16 protein-coding genes and 1 tRNA gene are annotated in these 18,655 nt (G+C 54.4%); 10 read left to right on the plus strand and 7 right to left on the minus strand.

The features are described 5' to 3' along the window. The first annotated feature begins 15 nt into the window (after positions 1 to 15). On the plus strand, positions 16 to 1,602 hold the full coding sequence (locus ACZ3HG_RS09225; RefSeq protein ID WP_244636249.1) for a methyl-accepting chemotaxis protein: 1,587 nt from the start codon (positions 16 to 18) through the stop codon (positions 1,600 to 1,602). A 49-nt stretch (positions 1,603 to 1,651) separates the two neighbouring features. On the opposite strand, the gene ACZ3HG_RS09230 is transcribed toward ACZ3HG_RS09225, so the two are convergent. Continuing rightward, complete coding sequence (locus tag ACZ3HG_RS09230; protein ID WP_465332723.1) at positions 1,652 to 2,446, minus strand: isocitrate lyase/PEP mutase family protein; 795 nt, start codon at positions 2,444 to 2,446, stop codon at positions 1,652 to 1,654. 90 nt (positions 2,447 to 2,536) lie between these two features. On the opposite strand from ACZ3HG_RS09230, the gene ACZ3HG_RS09235 reads away from it, so the two are divergent. The 3 genes from ACZ3HG_RS09235 (at position 2,537) to ACZ3HG_RS09245 (ending at position 6,118) form a co-directional block, all read left to right on the plus strand. Continuing rightward, entirely contained in the window at positions 2,537 to 3,475 is a 939-nt protein-coding gene (locus ACZ3HG_RS09235; protein ID WP_465332724.1) for a LysR family transcriptional regulator, read from the plus strand. Positions 3,476 to 4,211: 736 nt separating this feature from the next. Further along, a complete protein-coding gene (locus ACZ3HG_RS09240; RefSeq protein WP_465332725.1) occupies positions 4,212 to 4,601 on the plus strand; it encodes a hypothetical protein in 390 nt (129 codons plus the stop codon). Then, positions 4,598 to 6,118, plus strand: coding sequence for an FKBP-type peptidyl-prolyl cis-trans isomerase N-terminal domain-containing protein (locus ACZ3HG_RS09245; RefSeq protein WP_465332726.1), 1,521 nt, complete (start codon positions 4,598 to 4,600; stop codon positions 6,116 to 6,118). Before ACZ3HG_RS09240 ends, ACZ3HG_RS09245 begins: the two co-directional genes overlap by 4 nt. A gap of 331 nt (positions 6,119 to 6,449) precedes the next feature. On the opposite strand, the gene ACZ3HG_RS09250 is transcribed toward ACZ3HG_RS09245, so the two are convergent. Next, on the minus strand, positions 6,450 to 7,622 hold the full coding sequence (locus tag ACZ3HG_RS09250; protein WP_465332727.1) for a glycosyltransferase family 9 protein: 1,173 nt from the start codon (positions 7,620 to 7,622) through the stop codon (positions 6,450 to 6,452). A gap of 419 nt (positions 7,623 to 8,041) precedes the next feature. Beyond that, positions 8,042 to 8,117, minus strand: a tRNA-Phe gene (locus tag ACZ3HG_RS09255). A gap of 703 nt (positions 8,118 to 8,820) precedes the next feature. Between ACZ3HG_RS09255 and ACZ3HG_RS09260 the strand changes: the two genes are divergently transcribed. Continuing rightward, positions 8,821 to 10,965, plus strand: coding sequence for an ornithine decarboxylase (locus tag ACZ3HG_RS09260; protein WP_191933844.1), 2,145 nt, complete (start codon positions 8,821 to 8,823; stop codon positions 10,963 to 10,965). 55 nt (positions 10,966 to 11,020) lie between these two features. Here ACZ3HG_RS09260 and ACZ3HG_RS09265 read toward each other — a convergent pair whose 3' ends face one another. After that, positions 11,021 to 11,674, minus strand: a complete 654-nt coding sequence (locus tag ACZ3HG_RS09265) for a TetR/AcrR family transcriptional regulator (protein ID WP_191934047.1) — start codon at positions 11,672 to 11,674, stop codon at positions 11,021 to 11,023. Positions 11,675 to 11,944: 270 nt separating this feature from the next. Between ACZ3HG_RS09265 and ACZ3HG_RS09270 the strand changes: the two genes are divergently transcribed. After that, positions 11,945 to 13,165, plus strand: coding sequence for a Tm-1-like ATP-binding domain-containing protein (locus tag ACZ3HG_RS09270; RefSeq protein ID WP_465332728.1), 1,221 nt, complete (start codon positions 11,945 to 11,947; stop codon positions 13,163 to 13,165). Positions 13,166 to 13,167: 2 nt separating this feature from the next. Next, the gene (locus ACZ3HG_RS09275; RefSeq protein WP_191933846.1) at positions 13,168 to 13,998 is read left to right on the plus strand and encodes a phosphoenolpyruvate hydrolase family protein; all 831 of its coding nucleotides are present in this window, start codon (positions 13,168 to 13,170) and stop codon (positions 13,996 to 13,998) included. A gap of 59 nt (positions 13,999 to 14,057) precedes the next feature. On the opposite strand, the gene mltC is transcribed toward ACZ3HG_RS09275, so the two are convergent. Genes mltC through mutY form a run of 3 tightly spaced genes read right to left on the minus strand, consistent with a single transcriptional unit; the run spans position 14,058 to position 16,547 of the window. After that, positions 14,058 to 15,137, minus strand: coding sequence for a membrane-bound lytic murein transglycosylase MltC (mltC, locus tag ACZ3HG_RS09280; protein ID WP_191933847.1), 1,080 nt, complete (start codon positions 15,135 to 15,137; stop codon positions 14,058 to 14,060). A 52-nt stretch (positions 15,138 to 15,189) separates the two neighbouring features. Continuing rightward, positions 15,190 to 15,462 carry an oxidative damage protection protein gene (locus ACZ3HG_RS09285; RefSeq protein ID WP_062744330.1) on the minus strand — a complete coding sequence of 91 codons (273 nt, stop codon included), beginning with the start codon at positions 15,460 to 15,462 and terminating at the stop codon, positions 15,190 to 15,192. Then, positions 15,462 to 16,547, minus strand: coding sequence for an A/G-specific adenine glycosylase (mutY, locus tag ACZ3HG_RS09290; RefSeq protein WP_465332729.1), 1,086 nt, complete (start codon positions 16,545 to 16,547; stop codon positions 15,462 to 15,464). The genes ACZ3HG_RS09285 and mutY overlap by 1 nt, the downstream gene beginning before the upstream one ends. A gap of 247 nt (positions 16,548 to 16,794) precedes the next feature. Between mutY and trmB the strand changes: the two genes are divergently transcribed. The 3 genes from trmB (at position 16,795) to ACZ3HG_RS09305 (ending at position 18,635) form a co-directional block, all read left to right on the plus strand. Then, complete coding sequence (trmB, locus tag ACZ3HG_RS09295; RefSeq protein WP_191933849.1) at positions 16,795 to 17,514, plus strand: tRNA (guanosine(46)-N7)-methyltransferase TrmB; 720 nt, start codon at positions 16,795 to 16,797, stop codon at positions 17,512 to 17,514. Further along, positions 17,514 to 17,840 carry a YggL family protein gene (locus tag ACZ3HG_RS09300; protein WP_062744328.1) on the plus strand — a complete coding sequence of 109 codons (327 nt, stop codon included), beginning with the start codon at positions 17,514 to 17,516 and terminating at the stop codon, positions 17,838 to 17,840. Before trmB ends, ACZ3HG_RS09300 begins: the two co-directional genes overlap by 1 nt. An 81-nt stretch (positions 17,841 to 17,921) precedes the next feature. Next, the gene (locus tag ACZ3HG_RS09305) at positions 17,922 to 18,635 is read left to right on the plus strand and encodes a YggN family protein (RefSeq protein ID WP_191933850.1); all 714 of its coding nucleotides are present in this window, start codon (positions 17,922 to 17,924) and stop codon (positions 18,633 to 18,635) included. Positions 18,636 to 18,655: the final 20 nt, after the last annotated feature.

An 18,655-nucleotide genomic window follows, 5' to 3' on the forward strand; every position in this document is an offset into this window, starting at 1 on the left:
ATGTAAGGTAAAAACATGCTCAGAGTAAAAAATATGAAACTCAGCGTGATGCTGAGTCTGGCGTTCCTGGTGGTCATCGCCGGTGGCGTACTGGTCTCCGTTTTTGCGGGAATTAAACTGTCTGATGCCAACGATCAGCAGAAACTTACCAGCGCCCGGCTGGACGACCTGCAGATACTGCGGACGGTGAAGGATAACGCCACTCTACAGTCAACGCTGATGCTGCGGGCACTGGCGACAGAAGAGGGTGCCGTTGCGCCTGACATGCTGGCGCAGATTGAACAGGCCCAGTCCGGAAATCAGGCCATTACCACACGCTTCCGCCAGCTGGTGGAAGGGGCGAAATCGCTGCCAGGCATTAATCTGCAGGAAGTGGAGGAAGCCTCGACGCTGCTGGCAGGCATCGAGCAGACGCAGCCGGCGTTCGTGGCGGCGATGACCCGCCTGTTACAGTTGAAAAGTAGCAACGATATGGCGGGCACCCGGGCCCTGATCACCGGGCCGTTAAAGGTAGCGCAGGATGCCTACCTGACGGCAATTGATGCCATGGTCAATTACCAGAGCCGCGTGACCAAAGGCACGGCCGTACAGTCACAGGAGAGCCTGTCCGGGGTGTTCGTGACGCTGGTCGTCCTGACGCTGGCGTCGGTGGCGCTGGGTCTGCTGATGAGTGGTTTGATTACCCGTCATATCAAGCGGCAGTTAGGGGGTGAACCGGTTCAGGCCCAGCGACTGGCCTCTGCCATTGCGGACGGCGACCTCAATACGCCGGTCGAACTGCGGGCAAAGGATACCACCAGCCTGCTGGCGTCTCTCGATGTGATGCAGACGCGCCTGCGGAGTCTGGTCACGCAGATCAAAGAGACGGCGGCATCGGTGTCGCTGGCGTCGGATGAGATTGCTCAGGGGAACACCGAGCTTTCTTCCCGTACGGAGCAGCAGGCGGCGGCCCTGCAGCAGACGGCGGCGAGCATGGAGCAGCTGACGGCCACCATCAGAAATAACTCCCAGAGCGCCACGCAGACGGCCTCGTCCGCACGCGGTGCGGCGGTGCTGGCCCGCGAAGGTGAGAAGCACGTCCAGACCATGGGCAGCACGATGAAAGATATCGCGCAGAGTTCGGGTAAAATTCGTGATATTACCGGCGTGATTGAAGGCATTGCTTTCCAGACCAATATTCTGGCACTGAACGCGGCCGTGGAAGCGGCGCGTGCCGGTGAGCAGGGGCGCGGGTTTGCCGTGGTGGCGGGTGAAGTGCGTATCCTTGCACAGCGCAGCGCCACCGCCGCCCGTGAGATCAAGGCGCTGATCGCGGAAGCGGTTGCCGAAGTCGAGAACGGCGTGACGGTGGCGGACAACACCGGACGCAGCATTGTGGCGGTGGTCAGCATGGTGAGTGAACTTGCCACGTCAATGGATGAGATCGCCCTGGCCTCCGGCGAGCAGATGCTGGGCATTTCCCAGATCAGCACCGCCGTCAGCCAGATGGATAATGTGACGCAGAGCAATGCGGCGCTGGTGGAAGAGTCTTCTACCGCGTCACAGTCGCTGGCAGAGCAGGTTCACAGCCTGCAGGCGATGACCGATACCTTCCGCGTATAATCTCCCGGCCGGGCGGGCCTGTTGCGGTCCGCCCGTATCCGTTGTCAGACTAAAACAGCGCGTTAATATCTGCATAGGGTGTGGCTGTCGCCATCAGCGGTGCTGTCTCGTCCTGCGATAAAAAGCCCCGTACCAGCTGTTCGTTGCTGGCCCACAGCGTCTGTGGCAGCCAGGAGCCAGCGCTAATGCGTCGCACGCCGCAGGCTGCCAGCGACGCCAGCGGCGGAAGTTGTGGCCAGACGCTGACGTTGAGCAGCAGATCGCTGCTTTGCGCAATGCTCAGCATCTCTCCTGCCTCCACCAGTCCCAGCACAAACAGACCATCAGCCCCTGCCTGGCGGTAATCCTGCGCCCGGGCCTTCACTTCGCTGACTTTCTGCGGCGGCGGCACCAGATTGCGGGCGTAAACGTCGGTTCGCACATTAATATACAGCGGCACGCCTGCCCCCGTGCTGGCGGCGCGGATCGCTTCGATCTTGCGGCACAGTAACCGGGGATCGGCGCTGCCGTCTTCAATATTAATCCCCTCCACCCCTGCGTCGATCAGGCGCAGCACGGTGTCAGCTACGGCCAGGGCACGATCGTCATAGCCACCTTCGATATCGACACTGAGTGGAACGTTAATTACCCGGGCCATCGATCGGGCGCGGGCGACATACTCTGCCACCGGCAGATGATTGCCGTCGCGGTAGCCCAGTGACCAGGCCACGCCAGCGCTGGTGGTGGCAATAGCCTGCGCGCCCAGGTTCTGGATCTGGCGGGCGCTGCCGGCATCCCAGGCATTGGGCAGGCGCAATGGCTCCGGTTGTAAGTGAAGCTGGTGAAAACGGGAAGACGACGTCATTAGAGGATCTCCAAAAACACCGATTCTAATCATGCTTATTTTGATTGATAATAGCCGGAAATAAGATTCATTCATTTACTGAGAGCAATAATGCCATCACCCCCTCTGCACCTGGTTCAGACCTTTATCAGCGTGGTGGAACACAACAGCTTTGCCCGTGCGGCAGAGGCGCTGGCGATTACGCCTTCTTCGGTCAGCCGCTTTATCAGGATGCTGGAAGAGCAACTGGGCAGCACGCTGCTGAACCGCACCACGCGCGCCATGTCACTGACGGAAACCGGGCAGCGTTATTTCTCTGAGTGCCAGCAGGCGTTAGGCCAGCTGCGCGATGCCGCCGATCGGGTGCGTGATGAGCAGATCCAGCCGCAGGGCCGGCTGGTGGTCAGCGCACCCGTGGCGTTTGGTCACACCCATGTGGTGCCCCATCTGGCGGGATTCCTGCGTGCCTTCCCGGAAATACAGCTGGATTTACGCCTCAACGATGGCTATGTGGATCTGGTGGCGGAAGGGGTGATGCTGGCCCTGCGCATCGGGCGGATGAAGGACTCCTCACTGGTGGCACACAAGCTGCTGGAGAACCGCCGTATTCTGGTCGCCTCGCCCGGTTATCTGGCCTTAAACGGGACGCCCTCCACCGTTGATGAGCTGGCGCACCATGAGTGTATTGTCTCGGCTGCCAGCCACGATGGGCGGCTATGGCGCTTATTTTCTCAGGACGGGCAGCGTACGCTGCAACCGGGAGGGCGCATCAACGTGGATAATGCTGATGCGGCACGGCGCCTGTGCATCGACGGCATGGGTATCGCTTTTCATTCCGCGCTGACAATGAGCGCTGCCATTACCGCCGGAGACCTGGTGCAGGTTCTGCCGCAGTGGACCGGCCGTGAAACCGGTCTGTACTGCGTGCGCCCACAGCGCCGCATGGGGCCGGCGGCCCGGGTTTTTGTTGATTTCCTGTCCGCACGCTGGCTGAACGCAGAGGCGGTGACGGCGGAGAGGCTGGAACACGCATTGCTGACGACGGTGTGACAATCCGGAGCACCGGCACTGGCCGCAAGAGATCGGAAACAGGGGATATTCACATTACCGGAGCCTTGTTTGTATGAGGGGGGCGTTATCATTTTGTCTGCTCCAGAGTAAAAAGATAAAATTTTATTTATTGCGATTTTAAATGCTAATTTTACTTTTGTTTATAAATTATTATTTCATTATCTATCGTTATTTGGACGGTTTTTGCGCAGTGCGAAGTAAAAGCTTTCAACCTGAAAGCCGTTGTCTGAGGTCAATCGCCCTGGTTTATCTTTAAGCGAGCAGAATGAGAGACGGTAAATCTTCGCGACGCCGGGAATCACTGTATCCACTCTGTTTCGCCTGGCATGTCTGAAATTGATGACTTATTACCAGCAGGAAAAAAATAAATATTTTTTCGCCTTAATTTTAGCCAGTAATTCTCCGCAACGTATCAGGATATTTATAAAAAACTGACGATCGACATGGCGGTATTTTTATTAATTTTATATTTTTGGTTATACGTTGATGAATTTTAATTAAGCTAACTTAATGGTCTTTTTGAATTTAAAAAATAAAAAACATACTCACGCGACGTAAAATCCTGTTTACCCAGGTTTATATCTATTAAATTGCCTGTTGCTGCTGTTGATCGTTACCATTATTGATTAAGGGAGAAATACAGGGGCGAGCATTGATAGCCGACAGCCGTGCCATGACCTGTATTCCATGTTAAAAATCCAAGAGGAATCTTAGAATGAAAAAATGGAATGCCCTTAAGTGGCCATTTCTGGCGGCTGTTTTACTATTAAGTGCCTGTCGGGGAACGGGATATAGTGCGACAGATAAATCAGTGGCCAGCGATCAGCAACGCCAGACGGAACAGGATGGCGAAAAACTGCAGCAGTGCCAGCAGGAACTGGCGGTGCTGGGATCGTTAAAAACCCGTAATTACGAGGCAAATAAGCAAGCCTTCGATCAGCTGATGGGCAGTGCGGCGCAATATGCCAGCCTGCGCAACAAGGTTAACGGAACGACTCAGGGAACGGTGGATGCCTTATACCATTATAAAGTCAGCCTGCTTTGTGCGGAAATAAGCCAGGCGGTGCTGTTCCAGTTAGCCCGGCTTGAGGGGCCGGGTCAATGAATGTTCATCGCCGCTTACCCCGGATGCCTGCTTTGCTGTTCCGGCTCACCTTACTGAGCCTGATGGTGACGGGTAACCTGCTTATCGTGCCAATGGCACGGGCGGAGGGGCGTGGTATACCCGCGTTGCTCCAGTTCGCTGAACAGTACCACGAGCAAAAATCCCGGGAGGAGTCAGCGGCAGCGCCAGCGGTGACTGCGCCCTCCGCCCGCGTTCAGAATACAAAGAAACCCCCTCGTTCAGAGAAAAAAAACAGCGCACCGCCCTTATTATGGCGCACCAAAGAGGCTGAGTCGCAGCGTATGCGCACCACCATTACCCGGCTTGAACATCAGGTGAATGCGCTGCAGGCCATGCTGGCAGAGAAAAATGAATCCTCTGCGTTGTCACCTGTTCCAGATGTCAAAGTGGTGGGCCAGATGGTGCAGGGGCTACGCGAGGTGCTGTCAATCACCCCTAAACAACAGCAGGCGTTGACCCTACTTAAACAAGAACAGCAGGCGGGGCAGGCGCTGAAAACCAGTAATGCGCAACTGCAGACGGCACTGAACACCCTTAACGGGCGGATGAATGCCGTCTCGGAGGTGAACGATAAGCTGCAGAAGGACCTCGCTCAGGTCCATGAAGAGAACCAAACGCTGACCACCCGCAGCGAAACGTTAAACAAGCAGCTGATCGCTGCTAATGAGCTGGATAAGCAACAGCATCAACAGCAGGAGGAGTTGACGCAGCAGTGGCTCGCTTTACAAAGTGAGCTGGATGGTCACGAGACGACCGTTACCGCACTCCAGTCTGAATTGTCGGCGTTGCAGGCGTCGTCGCCTTTGCAGGTTACTCAAAAAGACCTGGAAAACCCTTCATACCGTCAGGATTACGCTGCGGGAATCTCTCTGGGCGAGGATATTTTGCAGGTGCGCGAAGAGCGTAAAAAGTGGGGCATCGAAACTGATAAACAGATTGTTCTGGCAGGTATCAGTGATACTTTCGCAGGCAAGCGGCTGATGAGTGAGGAGCAACTCCTCAAGGCGTTAACCGCGTCTGAAAGCCTGGTGACGCAGGCCAGGGATCACATGATGTCAGAGCAGGCTAAACAAGGTGAAATCTATCAGGCTGCGTTCAAAAAGAACTCGCAGGTTAAGCGTACCGCTGCCGGTGCCTGGTACCGCGTTGACTACGCGGGAGACAATCCGATCCCGGCAGGTGCAGCTATTGATGTCGTGGTGAAAGAAACGCTATCAAACGGGACGGTTATTCAGGATATGGAAGCGAATCAAAGCGTGTTGAGTCAGACGCTTGATAAGTTTCCGCCTCTGTTTCAGGAGGCGTTAAAAACGCTGAATAATCACGGTTCTTTAACGCTGGTGGTGCCGCCGGAGCTCGCCTACGGGGAAAAAGGATATCCGCCTGACGTCCCGCCTAACGCCACCATGATTTATACGCTGCGTATTGCTGAAGTGTACTCTCAGGGACAAAAAATGCCGTCTGCCCCGGTGAGTGAGGAGAAAAAGATGCTGTGACGCCTCAGGAGCATTACTGCAATGCTTAAACACAGTGAATGTAACGCAGGCTGTCGTGATTGATAGCGCCAGCGGGGGAAACGAGTCTGTTTCCCTCAAATACTTTCCTCACCAGGGGCAAAATAAAAGTCTATGTTGCCCTCTTTGTCTGTCCGCTAATGATATTTGCTGCGCCGGTGTACTCGCTAAATGCTGCAGAATGGCTGAATGACAGCGGAATCGCACCGGGCGCACCGCGCTGATGAAACAATCGTGACGGGTAGATTTCAGGATCCTCCTCCGGCCAGGGATAGCAGGAGGCTTAATTTTAATGGTAGACGCAGTGACTTTTTTATCGCTGTGCCTGTTCCTGGCCAGTGAAAATATTCCTTCGCTTTATCTCCTCAGCGATAAGCTGAGGCACTTCGCCGACGTTGGAAATGGCCCGATTGTTAACGATGATCTGGCTGGCATTATCATAGCCCGGAGCCCACAGATCGTTATTGTCTACTACGTTCTTATAGACGGATATCAGCGTTTTGTTCCATGCAGCAGAAATATGGACGATGGCCGTATCCGGTGAAATAACCAGATCGCACTCATGAATTAGTGCCATAACATGATGTAACGTATTGAACGGATTCACAATGACATTATCAGGGAGGGGAAGGTTAATCTCTTTCAAACGGTCGAGTAGAATAATCTGCAGATCATCATAATGCGTATTCAGGTCGGTAAGGATCTGCGCTAGCTGTTGTTGTGAAAAATCCCGTTCCCGGCTACCGGTAAAGGCATTAATGACGATTTTTTTCTTATTATTCATTGCTCTGAAGAAGTGCCTGACCTCATTAAACGTATCCTCAGGGATAGATAAATTATAGGGCTGGCCTTGCGTCGGACTGTCGGTCAGGAATTCAGCAATTAATGAGGCTGCCTGAGTGACATGCTCTCTGTCACTCTCTAAAAATTCCAGAGAATGACTGTAATGGTTGAAGTGCTTTTTTTTATTAAAGGCAAGCACCGATTTAGGCTTGATATCCCGCAATAGCTGCATTCTGTGTACCGGCGTGTCGAATAATGACGGGTCAATCACTAAGTCGTAGTCGTTATTTTTAAGTGTTTCCATCGTTGAGGCGGGGACAGTGTGGTTGAAGCTCTTCAAATAGACCTCGGTGCTGGCGTCATCCGCTTCATAGATGTTTCTGACATAGGGGTTATGCTTCATCACAACACTACTGGATTTCGTCAGTAAAACATCAACGCTGTAACCTGCCGTATGCAGGCTTTTCACCAGAGGACAATAGACAACCATATCGCCAATGGTGCCCTCATTACGAATAAGCAAGATGGTTTTCACAGCGGTGATATCCAGCGTGCTCTTTTTATATTTATCCCACCTTATTTTTGCCATGAGCAGTCTGGTATCCAGTCTTACTTGTTTCATAAAGTAATTTTTGCGTCTGTTTAGCTCTCTTAATTTTCTAAAGCGTCCGCTGGATATTGAAATGGCAAGCTGTTCAGTCATGAGGAATGTCCTTATAAAAATAGCGGAACAGTGTAGTATTTTTCTTATTACGTTACCATAACTTGTTAGTAACGCTGTTGATAGTTTACATCTGGTTGTATTTTGTGAGACTGAGCTTAACGGGGGGGATGACAGGGTATTTTAGTAGGGGGTGCGATTAAGGATGAAATGCGTTATCGAACGTCGTTCGATGGAGAGTCCGGATCGCAGAAAGCAAAAAACCAGCCGTTAAGCTGGTTTCTTTAAATAGTGGTGCCCGGACTCGGACAAAAACGTCGGGAGCGTTTTTGAATGACGCTTTAGCGTTAACCCCGCAGGGGCGAGTCTCATGGATGAGACGAGTAATCGAACGCAGTTCGATGGAGAGTCCGGATCGCAGAAAGCAAAAAACCAGCCGTTAAGCTGGTTTCTTTAAATAGTGGTGCCCGGACTCGGAATCGAACCAAGGACACGGGGATTTTCAATCCCCTGCTCTACCGACTGAGCTATCCGGGCAACGGGTCGCATTAAACCTTATGCCGCTGCCAGCGTCAACGGCTTTATTATGAAAAACCGACCGATTGCACTCTTTTCCACCAGTCAGACGCTGAAATGCTTTTTTCTGGCTGTTTTATCTGCAATTGAGTTTCTCATTACCTGCTGGCTGACAGGCTGGCGATGACCGGAAGCCGCCACTCTTTTCTTTCTTATCCCGGTTGTCCGAAAATTACTTACATCCTTTCATTGGGTTAGGTTGAATCATTCAGCACCGTGCTCGCAGCCGTTTTACTGTATCAATGACCATTTTAGCTTCCGCCCCGGACTGCGCGGCAAACGGGCGAAAAACATGCGCAGGGTAAGGCAGATAAAAGCCTGATGCCGGGGGCTGGCATTGAACCCGCTGCTAAAAAATGCCATTATTGCGCAAATTTTGACATCCCTGTCATCCCTGTACACTGAGGTCGTCGCCATGAGAGGTTCAGCGCTGATAAATCGCTTCTGTAACCCGCATCCGCAGATGCCGTGCCGCCGATCTTCATGTTGTCACACCCTGTCGATACTCTCTCTCACCGTGCGGTGAGGTCTTACTACGCTTTACTGTTGGCCATGCGTAAAAGCAGATGCGATCTGATTTTACTGATGTCTACCGGTCTGAGCGGCGCTTCATCGCTGACAGCCTCTGACACCCACTTATCCTTGAACGCCGGGCATTTGTGCTATGACACCTTTAAAAATTGCAGCCAGTACCACCGTGGCAATCCATCTCCAGACCGGGCGCGAAGTCGTCACGCTGGATAATACCGATTTTACCGATGTGGCAGCGGTGGTGCTGTCTGTTTCTGACGCCAGGAGCGGTATGCTGGCACTGTTACGCCACACGGGATTTAACCTGCCGGTGTTTATCGCGCTGGACGATGCCTCGCAGGCCGACAGTCTGCCTGCGGTGGACGGGGTGCTGACGGGCGAAAAGGGCGATGCTTCACTGCTGGAAGCCGCGGCTTCCGGGTATCAGGCTGACTTACTGCCGCCGTTTTTCCAGACGCTGACCAAGTATGTAGCCATGGATAACACCACCTTTGCCTGCCCCGGGCATCAGGGCGGCGAGTTCTTTAAAAAACATCCGGCCGGGCGTCAGTTCTTTGACTTCTTTGGTGAGAACGTGTTTCGCGCCGATATGTGCAACGCCGACGTTAAGCTCGGGGATTTGCTGATCCATGAAGGGTCAGCCAAACATGCGCAGAAGTTTGCAGCGAAAGTTTTCAACGCGGATAAAACCTACTTTGTGCTGAACGGTACCTCCAGCGCGAATAAAGTGGTCACTAATGCGCTGCTGACCCGTGGCGATCTGGTGCTGTTTGACCGCAATAATCATAAATCAAACCATCACGGCGCACTGATCCAGGCAGGAGCCACGCCGGTATATCTGGAGACCGCGCGTAACCCGTTCGGCTTTATCGGTGGTATTGATGCGCACTGCTTTGACGAGACCTACGTGCGTGAGCGGATTAAAGAGGTGGCGCCGGATCGGGCCGGAGACGCGCGGCCGTTCCGCCTGGCCGTGATCCAGCTCGGTACTTACGATGGCACGGTTTACAACGCGCGGAAGGTGCTCGACAGTATCGGCCACCTGTGCGACTACATCCTGTTTGACTCGGCATGGGTCGGCTACGAACAGTTTATTCCGGTTATGGAGGCCTGCTCGCCGCTGCTGCTTGAGCTGCAACCTTCCGATCCGGGGATCTTTGTGACTCAGTCGGTACACAAGCAGCAGGCCGGGTTCTCCCAGACCTCGCAGATCCACAAAAAAGATAACCATATTCGCGGCCAGCAGCGTTTTTGCAGCCATAAGCGGCTGAACAATGCCTTTATGCTTCATGCCTCTACCAGCCCGTTCTATCCGCTGTTTGCGGCGCTGGATATCAACGCCAAAATGCATCAGGGGGAAGCCGGTCGCCGCCTGTGGCACGAATGTGTGGTGCTGGGGATTGACGCCCGCAAGGCGATTCTGGCGCGCTGTGAGATGATTAAACCGTTTATCCCTGATGAGGTCGACGGCAGGCCATGGCAGGATGCGCCGACGGCCACTATCGCCTCGGACGTCCGTTACTTCAGTTTCGCTCCTGGCGCGGCGTGGCACGGTTTTACCGGCTACGAGAAAGATCAGTATCTGGTCGACCCGTGCAAGCTGCTGCTGACCACGCCCGGTATTGATGCTGCCAGCGGTCAATATGCTGCGTTCGGCATTCCGGCGACCATCCTGGCAAACTACCTGCGTGAAAATGGCGTCGTGCCCGAAAAGTGCGATCTGAACTCTATTCTGTTCCTGCTGACGCCGGCAGAAAGTATGGAGAAAATGGCGCGGCTGGTGGCGAAGCTGGCTCAGTTTGAACAGCACATCAAAGAGGATGCGCTGCTGCGCGACGTGCTGCCGACCATTTACCGTAAAAATGCGGCGCGTTACGAAGGCTACACCCTCAAGCGCCTGTGCCAGGAGATGCACGATCTGTATGTCAGCCATGATGTGAAGGATCTGCAGAAGGCGATGTTCCGCCAGCAGAGCTGGCCGAAAATGGTGATGAACCCGCAGGATGCCAACATCGCGTTTATTCGCGGTAACGTCGAACTGGTGCCGATTGCCGAAGCGGCAGGACGTATCGCGGCAGAAGGGGCCTTGCCTTATCCTCCGGGCGTACTCTGTGTGGTACCGGGCGAAGAGTGGGGCGGGGCGGTACAGGACTATTTCCTGGCGCTGGAAGCGGGGCTGAATCTGCTGCCGGGCTTCTCACCGGAGCTGCAGGGCGTGTATGTTGAAACCGACGAGCAGGGCGTAAAACGGCTTCAGGGCTACGTGCTGACGGCGTGATCATGGGCCGGTGGTCGCCGAAAAAGGGTCGACCACCGGTCATGAAACCGTCACTTCAGGACGGATTTAACGCGTCTTCCCGTGCCTGGCGGACAATCGCTTTCGCGATCCACTTACCAATATCCTGCAGCTCATCGTTGTCGCAGCCCCAGATATCTTTCATCACCAGAAAGATCTCTGAGCCATATACCAGCGACAGCGAACGAATGACGCGATCCATTAGCTCCGGCGGCAGCTCTTTGCTAAGCGGTTCCACCACCTGCGTTAACATCTCTTTGCGGTTGCCACGCACCAGCTTCTCTTTCAACGGCGGTGCATTCACCGCCTGGGACTGCGCCCACTGCGTCAGTGAAAGATGCAGGGCCGCCCGAAGCGTACCTTCATGCTTCAACATGCGCGGAAAAGCAAAACTCAGCAGTTCATCAATCCGGGCGCTGGCATCTGTTTTGGTCGGCTGCCAGCTTTTAATCGGACTGAGCGTCTCGGAGACAATGGCCGAGACCAACGCACTTTGCGTAGGGAAGTAGCGATAGGCTGTAGCGCGAGAAAGCTGTGCCTCCTGAGCGACTTCAGTAATGGATGGAAATGCGCCGCTATCAAACAGCTTCATTGCCGTATCAATCAGTAAGCGACGTGTTCTGGCCCGGGTGGATGTTAACCCCAAAATGCCAGCAGAATCCCTTTGCTCCACGATAACCTCATTTTCCAGTAGATCTGACTCTGTATCGGTCCGGTAACCATTATAACCATGCTACCGGCATTTTACTGCCGGTGATGCGGGGCTGCACCTTTCTCCGGCGTTATAAGCGTAGTCAAAAACAGCTGTAGTCTCATATTTCATTCAATTGATTTATCAATCTTTAAGGTGCTACTGTGAGCCGCAGCCCTTGAGATGTCTTTGCGCTCCAAAGTTATTTACGTTTTTATTTCATTAATATCAACTCTTTATTAATATAAATAACAGGTTATCGTAACGCCAATGAAAAATCAGAATGGATCTATCTACGTTGTTGCGACAGCGGATACTAAAGGAAGGGAACTGTTTTACGTGCGCGATCTGATAGTGCAGACCGGCGTGAAAGTCCTGACAGTTGATCTGTCTACTCAACCACTTAGCGAAACTTTTCGCGCAGATATTCCGGCTGAAATGGTGGCCGATTATCATCCCCAGGGCCGCAGCAGTGTGTTCTGTGGTGACCGTGGAAAAGCCATTGATGCCATGGCACAATCTTTTAGGATTTTCCTTAGCCAGCGTAGCGACGTTGCTGGGATTATCGGGCTGGGTGGTTCCGGCGGGACGGCGCTGATTACTCCCGCGATGCAGGCCTTACCCGTGGGCGTGCCGAAGCTGATGGTGTCAACAATGGCCTCGGGCGATGTCTCTGCCTATGTCGGTGCCAGTGATATCAGCATGCTTTACTCGGTGACTGACGTGGCAGGCCTTAACCGTATTTCCCGCCGCGTACTGGGTAATGCGGCCCATCAGATTGCTGGTGCGGTCAAATTCTCGCTGCCTTCTTCCGGTGACGATAAACCGGCCATCGGTTTGACCATGTTTGGTGTGACCACGCCGTGTATAGAGGCCGTCAGCGCCGGGCTGGAGGCTGACTATGACTGTCTGGTGTTCCACGCTACCGGTAGCGGAGGCAGGGCGATGGAGAAGCTGGCAGACAGCGGGATGCTGACCGGGATGCTCGACCTGACCACCACGGAGGTCTGCGATTTACTCTTTGGCGGCGTGCTGGCCTGCGGTGAAGACCGTTTTGATGCCCTGTCGCGCAGCCAGATACCCGGCGTATTATCCTGCGGTGCGCTGGATATGGTGAACTTTGGTCATCCCTCCGGCGTGCCGGAAAAGTATGCTGCCCGCCAGTTCTACCATCATAATGCCCAGGTGACGCTGATGCGGACCACGGTGGAGGAGAACATCGCCATGGCGCAGTGGATCGCTGGTAAACTGAACCAGTGTGAAGGCGAGGTGCGCTTCCTGATCCCCGAAGGGGGATTTTCCGCCCTTGATGCCCCGGGCCAGCCATTCTGGTCACCCGAGGCCGACCGGGCGTTTATCACCACCCTGGGATCCCACTGTCACCAGACTGAAAAACGTCAACTTATCCACCTGCCGTGGAATATTAATGACCCACAGTTCGCCGCTGAAGCAGTGGCACAATTTCGTCAACTGGCGTCGAGAGGAAGATAATCATGCCCGCTTTTACCCGTCAGCAGCTGCTGACTCATTTCAGACAGATGATTGCCCGCCGTGAGCCGATTATCGGCGGTGGGGCCGGTACCGGGCTGTCGGCTAAATGTGAAGAGGCCGGGGGTATCGATCTTATTGTTATTTATAACTCCGGGCGCTATCGGATGGCCGGGCGCGGCTCACTGGCCGGGCTGCTGGCATATGGCAACGCGAATGAGATCGTGGTCGATATGGCTAAAGAGGTTCTGCCGGTGGTGAAACACACCCCGGTACTGGCCGGCGTGAACGGCACCGATCCCTTCTGTCATTTTGATAAGTTCCTGGATGATTTGAAAGCGATGGGCTTTTCCGGTGTACAAAATTTTCCCACGGTTGGCCTGATTGACGGCAACTTCCGCGCCAATCTGGAAGAGACCGGCATGGGGTACGGGCTGGAAGTCGACATGATTGCGCTGGCGCATCAGAAAGAGATGCTGACCACGCCCTACGTCTTCAGCGCGGAGGATGCCGTGGCAATGACGCTGGCCGGTGCTGATATTATTGTGCCGCATATGGGGCTGACTACCGGCGGCAATATCGGCGCGGCAACGGCATTACAGTTGAAGGACTGTGTTCCCCGGGTGAATGAGTGGGCAGCGGCAGCGAAAGCCGTGCGGGAGGACGTGATTGTCCTGTGCCACGGCGGGCCGATATCCAGCCCGGAGGATGCACAGTACATTATGGACAACTGCCCGCAGTGCGATGGTTTCTACGGTGCCAGTTCAATGGAGCGGCTGCCAACGGAAGTGGCGCTGACCGAAACGACCCGCCGGTTTAAAAACATCAGCCGGTAATGTCTGAGTGAAGTTAAGAAGGGCAGGCAAGGTACAGGTTGCTGTACCTTGCCTGTGTTTTAGTAACGGTGATAGCTCTTCTGCGCGTTATTCACCTTATACAGGTAACGACGTGATTCGGCGGACGGATGGCTGGTGGTCAGCTTCTGGTACACCTCGGCAGGCGACAGGCCGTTAATGGCGCTGAAGGCACGGTCTTTATCGCTGGAGAACACACGCAGCACGCTACCCGCACCGCCGTTGTAGGCGGTGATCACCGCATAACGGCGGGAGGTCGGGTTACTGATCCCGGCCAGGTAGTTGCCCTGTAGCAGCGACAGATAGGCCGCACCGGCATCAATATTATTTTCCGGATCCAGCAGATAGCTGCGGCTGGGTTTGCCCCATTTCCCTTTCATGCGGAACACGTCTACTCCGGCGGTATGCTGCACGACCTGCATCAGCCCCAGTGCGTCAGCATGACTGACCGCGTACGGGTTAAAGCTGGACTCAATCTGCATGATCGCCAGGATCAGCGACTGATCGACGCCGTAGCGTTCGGCGGCCTTACGCACCATCGGCAGATATTTGTGCGCACGTTTATCCAGGTGGTTAGGCACCATCGGAATGGTCACCGACCAGATGACGTGCAGCCCGGAGTTACGGCGCTGAAGTTTATTCTGGATCAGGTAGTCGGCAAAGCTGGCGGCGCGGCCCTGCCAGCGGATCGGCTGGCCGGTATTATCCAGTACCTGGCCGTACAGCAATGGCTCTTTACTGATCTGAATATCTTTGGCGTCGGAATAGAGATCGACATTGCCCGGATCTTCCCCGATCAGCAGGGTGGTGATAATGGCCTGACGCAGGCTGGCCGTCGGATTGGTCCCGGCGATGGTTTCAATCGTAATGCTACCGGCATCGAAGTTAATATGGCTTCGGGTGTAGTACTGATCGCTGTATTTAACGTAGTCTTTCGGACCCGCAATCAGGACTTCGTTAATCCCCCAGATATTTTCGATGTTGTGGGCAAACTGTCCCATCAAAATATCAAAACCGTTGGTGTCTTTAATCCAATTTTCATCAGACGCGTTCTGTTTCTTGCCGGAGCAGGAAACCAACAACGGTGCAATAATCAGCAAACTTATCAGTTTTTTCTTCATTTTATTGTACATGCCCACAATTGAGAGGGCCTCATCAGTGAGGCCCAACGACTTATTCTTCCGGCGGGGTATAACCTTCGATATGCACGTCGTGGCCTTCAAACAGGAATTTAATCATCTCCTGTTCCAGCAGCTTACGGTCATCAGGGTTCATCATGCTGAGTTTCTTTTCATTGATCAGCATGGTCTGTTTTGCCATCCATTTTGACCAGGCTTCTTTGGAAATTTCGTTAAAAATACGTTTACCTGTCTCACCCGGATACAGCTGAAAATCCTGTCCTTCGGCGTCACGTTGCAGGAACGTACAAAAAATAGTTCGGCTCATTACTCTTCCTCTTCCGTTACGCGAGCGCTCAATGCCATGGCGTGTGGCTGGCGCAACTGCTGTAGCAGACGCTCTACCGGCGCGGCCAGCCCCACAGCGGGCGGCTGCGCTAAGTTATACCAGAGACCCGGCCCATCATCCATTGCTGCACGGACAGAAGGCAGATCCAGCCACATTGGCACAATATCCAGGTGGAAATGGCTGAAGGTATGACGGAAGGCGTTCATCTGACGTAATTTCCGATCATCCACTCCGCGCTGCCGCAGGGCCTGGCGCAGTGCTTCCTCGCTGGCGTACTGGGGAAAGCAGAATAACCCGCCCCACAGGCCGACGGGCGGGCGCTGTTCCAGCCAGACATCCTGTCCTTGCTGCATCAGAAGCAGATAACCGGTCCGCTCCGGGATAGTCTGCTTCGGTTTTTTTCCCGGGTACTGCGCCCAGCTGCTGTGCGCGTAAGCCAGGCAACCGCTATTCAGTGGGCAGATCTCACACTTCGGTTTTGACCGGGTGCAGACCATGGCACCCAGATCCATCATCGCCTGATTAAACTGGCTGACACCCTCGGCAGGCGTGACGGCTTCACTGAGCTGCCACAGGCGCTTTTCAACCTCTTTCTTTCCTGGCCAGCCGTCCACGGCATAGCAGCGTGCCAGCACGCGCTTTACGTTGCCATCAAGGATCGGGAAGTGCTTGCCCAGCGCCAGTGAAAGCACTGCGCCAGCGGTGGAACGACCGATACCCGGCAGGGCCTCGACCTCCTCCAGCGTTTCCGGGAATACCCCACCGTGTTTATCGACGACGGTTTTCGCTGCTTTGTGCAGGTTACGCGCACGCGCGTAGTAGCCCAGGCCAGTCCACAGGTGCAGCACTTCGTCCAGCGGGGCGGCGGCCAGATCGCTGACGGTGGGAAAACGCGCCATAAAGCGCCCGAAGTAGGGGATCACGGTGGCGACCTGCGTCTGTTGCAGCATGACCTCAGACAGCCAGACTTTATAGGGCGTTTTTTCCAGCTGCCAGGGCAGGGTTTTACGCCCGTAGCGCTGATACCATTCCAGTACCTGATGTGAAAACTGCGCTGGCTGCATGATGTGGGTTCCCGTTGTGCCATTCTGAAAATCAGGCAGGGATTCCAGCACAGACATTAAGGGCTGTAAACCGGATATTCACTGCATTTTATTAACCACCCGATGAGGCCGCGCAGCCACCCGAACGCCGATCGGACGCTATACTGCCAGTCAGCCCTGAAGGTGAGCCGGTAAGGGTGTTCTTTATGTTTTCACTTCCTGAAGGCATAATGCCCGCTTTCTACAGTGCACAGCCGCAGGCAGAATCATGAAAAACGATGTTATCTCACCGGAATTTGACGAAAATGGCCGCGCTATGCGCCGTATCCGCAGCTTTGTGCGCCGCCAGGGCCGCCTGACCAAAGGCCAGCAGCAGGCGCTGGATACGCTGTGGCCGGTAATGGGCGTTGAGTTTCAGCCGGAACCGGTAGATTTAACCGCTCTGTTTGGCCGTGATGCACCGCTGGTGCTGGAAATTGGCTTTGGTATGGGAGCGTCGCTGGTGGCGATGGCAGCCAGTAATCCGCACCAGAATTTTTTGGGTATTGAAGTACACTCTCCTGGCGTGGGTGCCTGCCTGGCCACGGCGGAAGAGGCCGGGGTCAGCAATCTGCGCGTGATGTGTCATGATGCGGTCGAAGTGCTGGATTTGATGATCCCGGATAATTCGCTGCGTATGGTGCAGCTGTTCTTCCCGGACCCGTGGCATAAAGCGCGTCATAACAAACGTCGTATCGTGCAGGTGCCGTTTGCTGAATTAGTACAGCGTAAACTGAAACCGGGCGGCGTGTTCCACATGGCAACTGACTGGGAAGCTTACGCGGAGCATATGCTGGAAGTGATGAGCAGTATCGACGGGTATAAAAACCAGTCAGAAGCCGGAAACTGGGTGCCGCGTCCCGAGTCTCGGCCGTTAACGAAATTTGAGCAGCGTGGGCAGCGTCTTGGCCACGGTGTATGGGATCTGATGTTTGAGAGGATTAAATAATGGCTACACAACGCAGTCGTCGTCTACGTAAGAAAATGCACATCGATGAGTTCCAGGAGTTAGGTTTCTCCGTGGGCTTTACCTTCCCGGAAGGGACTGACGAACAGACTATCGACAGCACCGTTGATGCACTGATCAATGAAGTCATTGATCCAAATGGCCTGGCTTTTGATGGCAGCGGCTATCTGCAGTGGGAAGGTCTGATCTGCCTGCAGAAAATTGGCAAGTGCACCGACGAGCATCGTGAGCTGGTCAAAAACTGGCTGGAAGCCCGTAAACTGAACGACGTCAAAGTGACCGAACTTTTTGACGTCTGGTGGGACTGACGGTCTGCCCTCCGGCGTGACCATATAAGGGGGGCGACCATTTTTCTGGTTGCCCCTTTTTTCATATCAAGGAGACGATTTATGCGTAAGGCACTTTTCAGTGGAGCATTACTGCTGCTGGCCGCAGGCCAGGCTCAGGCGGATTACCAGTGCAGCGTTAATCCTCAGGACGATATCATTATCAGCCCGAACCAGGTGGAAGTGGTGGGTGCCAGCGGTAAGCTGATTATTTCCCCCGTTGGTGACGTGCAGCGTAATGGCAAAGTGGCCAGTATCGATGACGCTACGCGTCAGAAAGCCATCGATTATCAGACCGCGCTGCGCCGTGATCTGCCGTGGATTGATAACGGAGCAAAACAGCGGCTGGAAAAAGGCCGTGTGGCGCTGGATCGGGTGATTGTGCAGAAGCTGGGGCAGGACAGTAACGTGCGTCAGCGCCTGACCTCGCTGGACGGGCAGCTCAAGCAGCAGATGAATCGCATCATCGAGCATCGCAGCGATGGCTTAACCTTCCACCATCAGGCCGTGGAGCAGGTTCGTCAGGAGGGGGAGCGTCTGGTACAGAATGCGATGGGCGGCGTGGTGCAGGACAGCCTGAATGAGATGGGCAGCAAATCGACCGGCGGCGATAACCCGTTGCAGGCGATCATGGGCAATCTGGGGGGCTTACAGCAGGCGATTCAGGCCGAGTGGAGCAATCAGGAGCAGGATTTCCAGAACTTTGGTCATGAAGTCTGTAATCGTGTTACCACCCTGGAAGGACAGCGCAAGGCGCTGATCGCCGGGTTGAAATAACGTGCCATTTGATGTGGCGG

Source organism: Erwinia sp. PME.40.26/001 (genome assembly GCF_055556675.1).

Coding starts and splice junctions, on each gene's coding strand:
- ACZ3HG_RS09235 (WP_465332724.1), top strand. CDS start 2,537: ATGCCATCACCCCCTCTGCACCTGGTTCAGACCTTTATCAGCGTGGTG.
- ACZ3HG_RS09240 (WP_465332725.1), top strand. CDS start 4,212: ATGAAAAAATGGAATGCCCTTAAGTGGCCATTTCTGGCGGCTGTTTTA.
- ACZ3HG_RS09250 (WP_465332727.1), bottom strand. CDS start 7,622: ATGACTGAACAGCTTGCCATTTCAATATCCAGCGGACGCTTTAGAAAA.
- ACZ3HG_RS09230 (WP_465332723.1), bottom strand. CDS start 2,446: ATGACGTCGTCTTCCCGTTTTCACCAGCTTCACTTACAACCGGAGCCA.
- ACZ3HG_RS09245 (WP_465332726.1), top strand. CDS start 4,598: ATGAATGTTCATCGCCGCTTACCCCGGATGCCTGCTTTGCTGTTCCGG.
- ACZ3HG_RS09275 (WP_191933846.1), top strand. CDS start 13,168: ATGCCCGCTTTTACCCGTCAGCAGCTGCTGACTCATTTCAGACAGATG.
- ACZ3HG_RS09225 (WP_244636249.1), top strand. CDS start 16: ATGCTCAGAGTAAAAAATATGAAACTCAGCGTGATGCTGAGTCTGGCG.
- ACZ3HG_RS09300 (WP_062744328.1), top strand. CDS start 17,514: ATGGCTACACAACGCAGTCGTCGTCTACGTAAGAAAATGCACATCGAT.
- trmB (WP_191933849.1), top strand. CDS start 16,795: ATGAAAAACGATGTTATCTCACCGGAATTTGACGAAAATGGCCGCGCT.
- ACZ3HG_RS09285 (WP_062744330.1), bottom strand. CDS start 15,462: ATGAGCCGAACTATTTTTTGTACGTTCCTGCAACGTGACGCCGAAGGA.
- ACZ3HG_RS09260 (WP_191933844.1), top strand. CDS start 8,821: ATGACACCTTTAAAAATTGCAGCCAGTACCACCGTGGCAATCCATCTC.
- mltC (WP_191933847.1), bottom strand. CDS start 15,137: ATGAAGAAAAAACTGATAAGTTTGCTGATTATTGCACCGTTGTTGGTT.
- ACZ3HG_RS09305 (WP_191933850.1), top strand. CDS start 17,922: ATGCGTAAGGCACTTTTCAGTGGAGCATTACTGCTGCTGGCCGCAGGC.
- mutY (WP_465332729.1), bottom strand. CDS start 16,547: ATGCAGCCAGCGCAGTTTTCACATCAGGTACTGGAATGGTATCAGCGC.
- ACZ3HG_RS09270 (WP_465332728.1), top strand. CDS start 11,945: ATGAAAAATCAGAATGGATCTATCTACGTTGTTGCGACAGCGGATACT.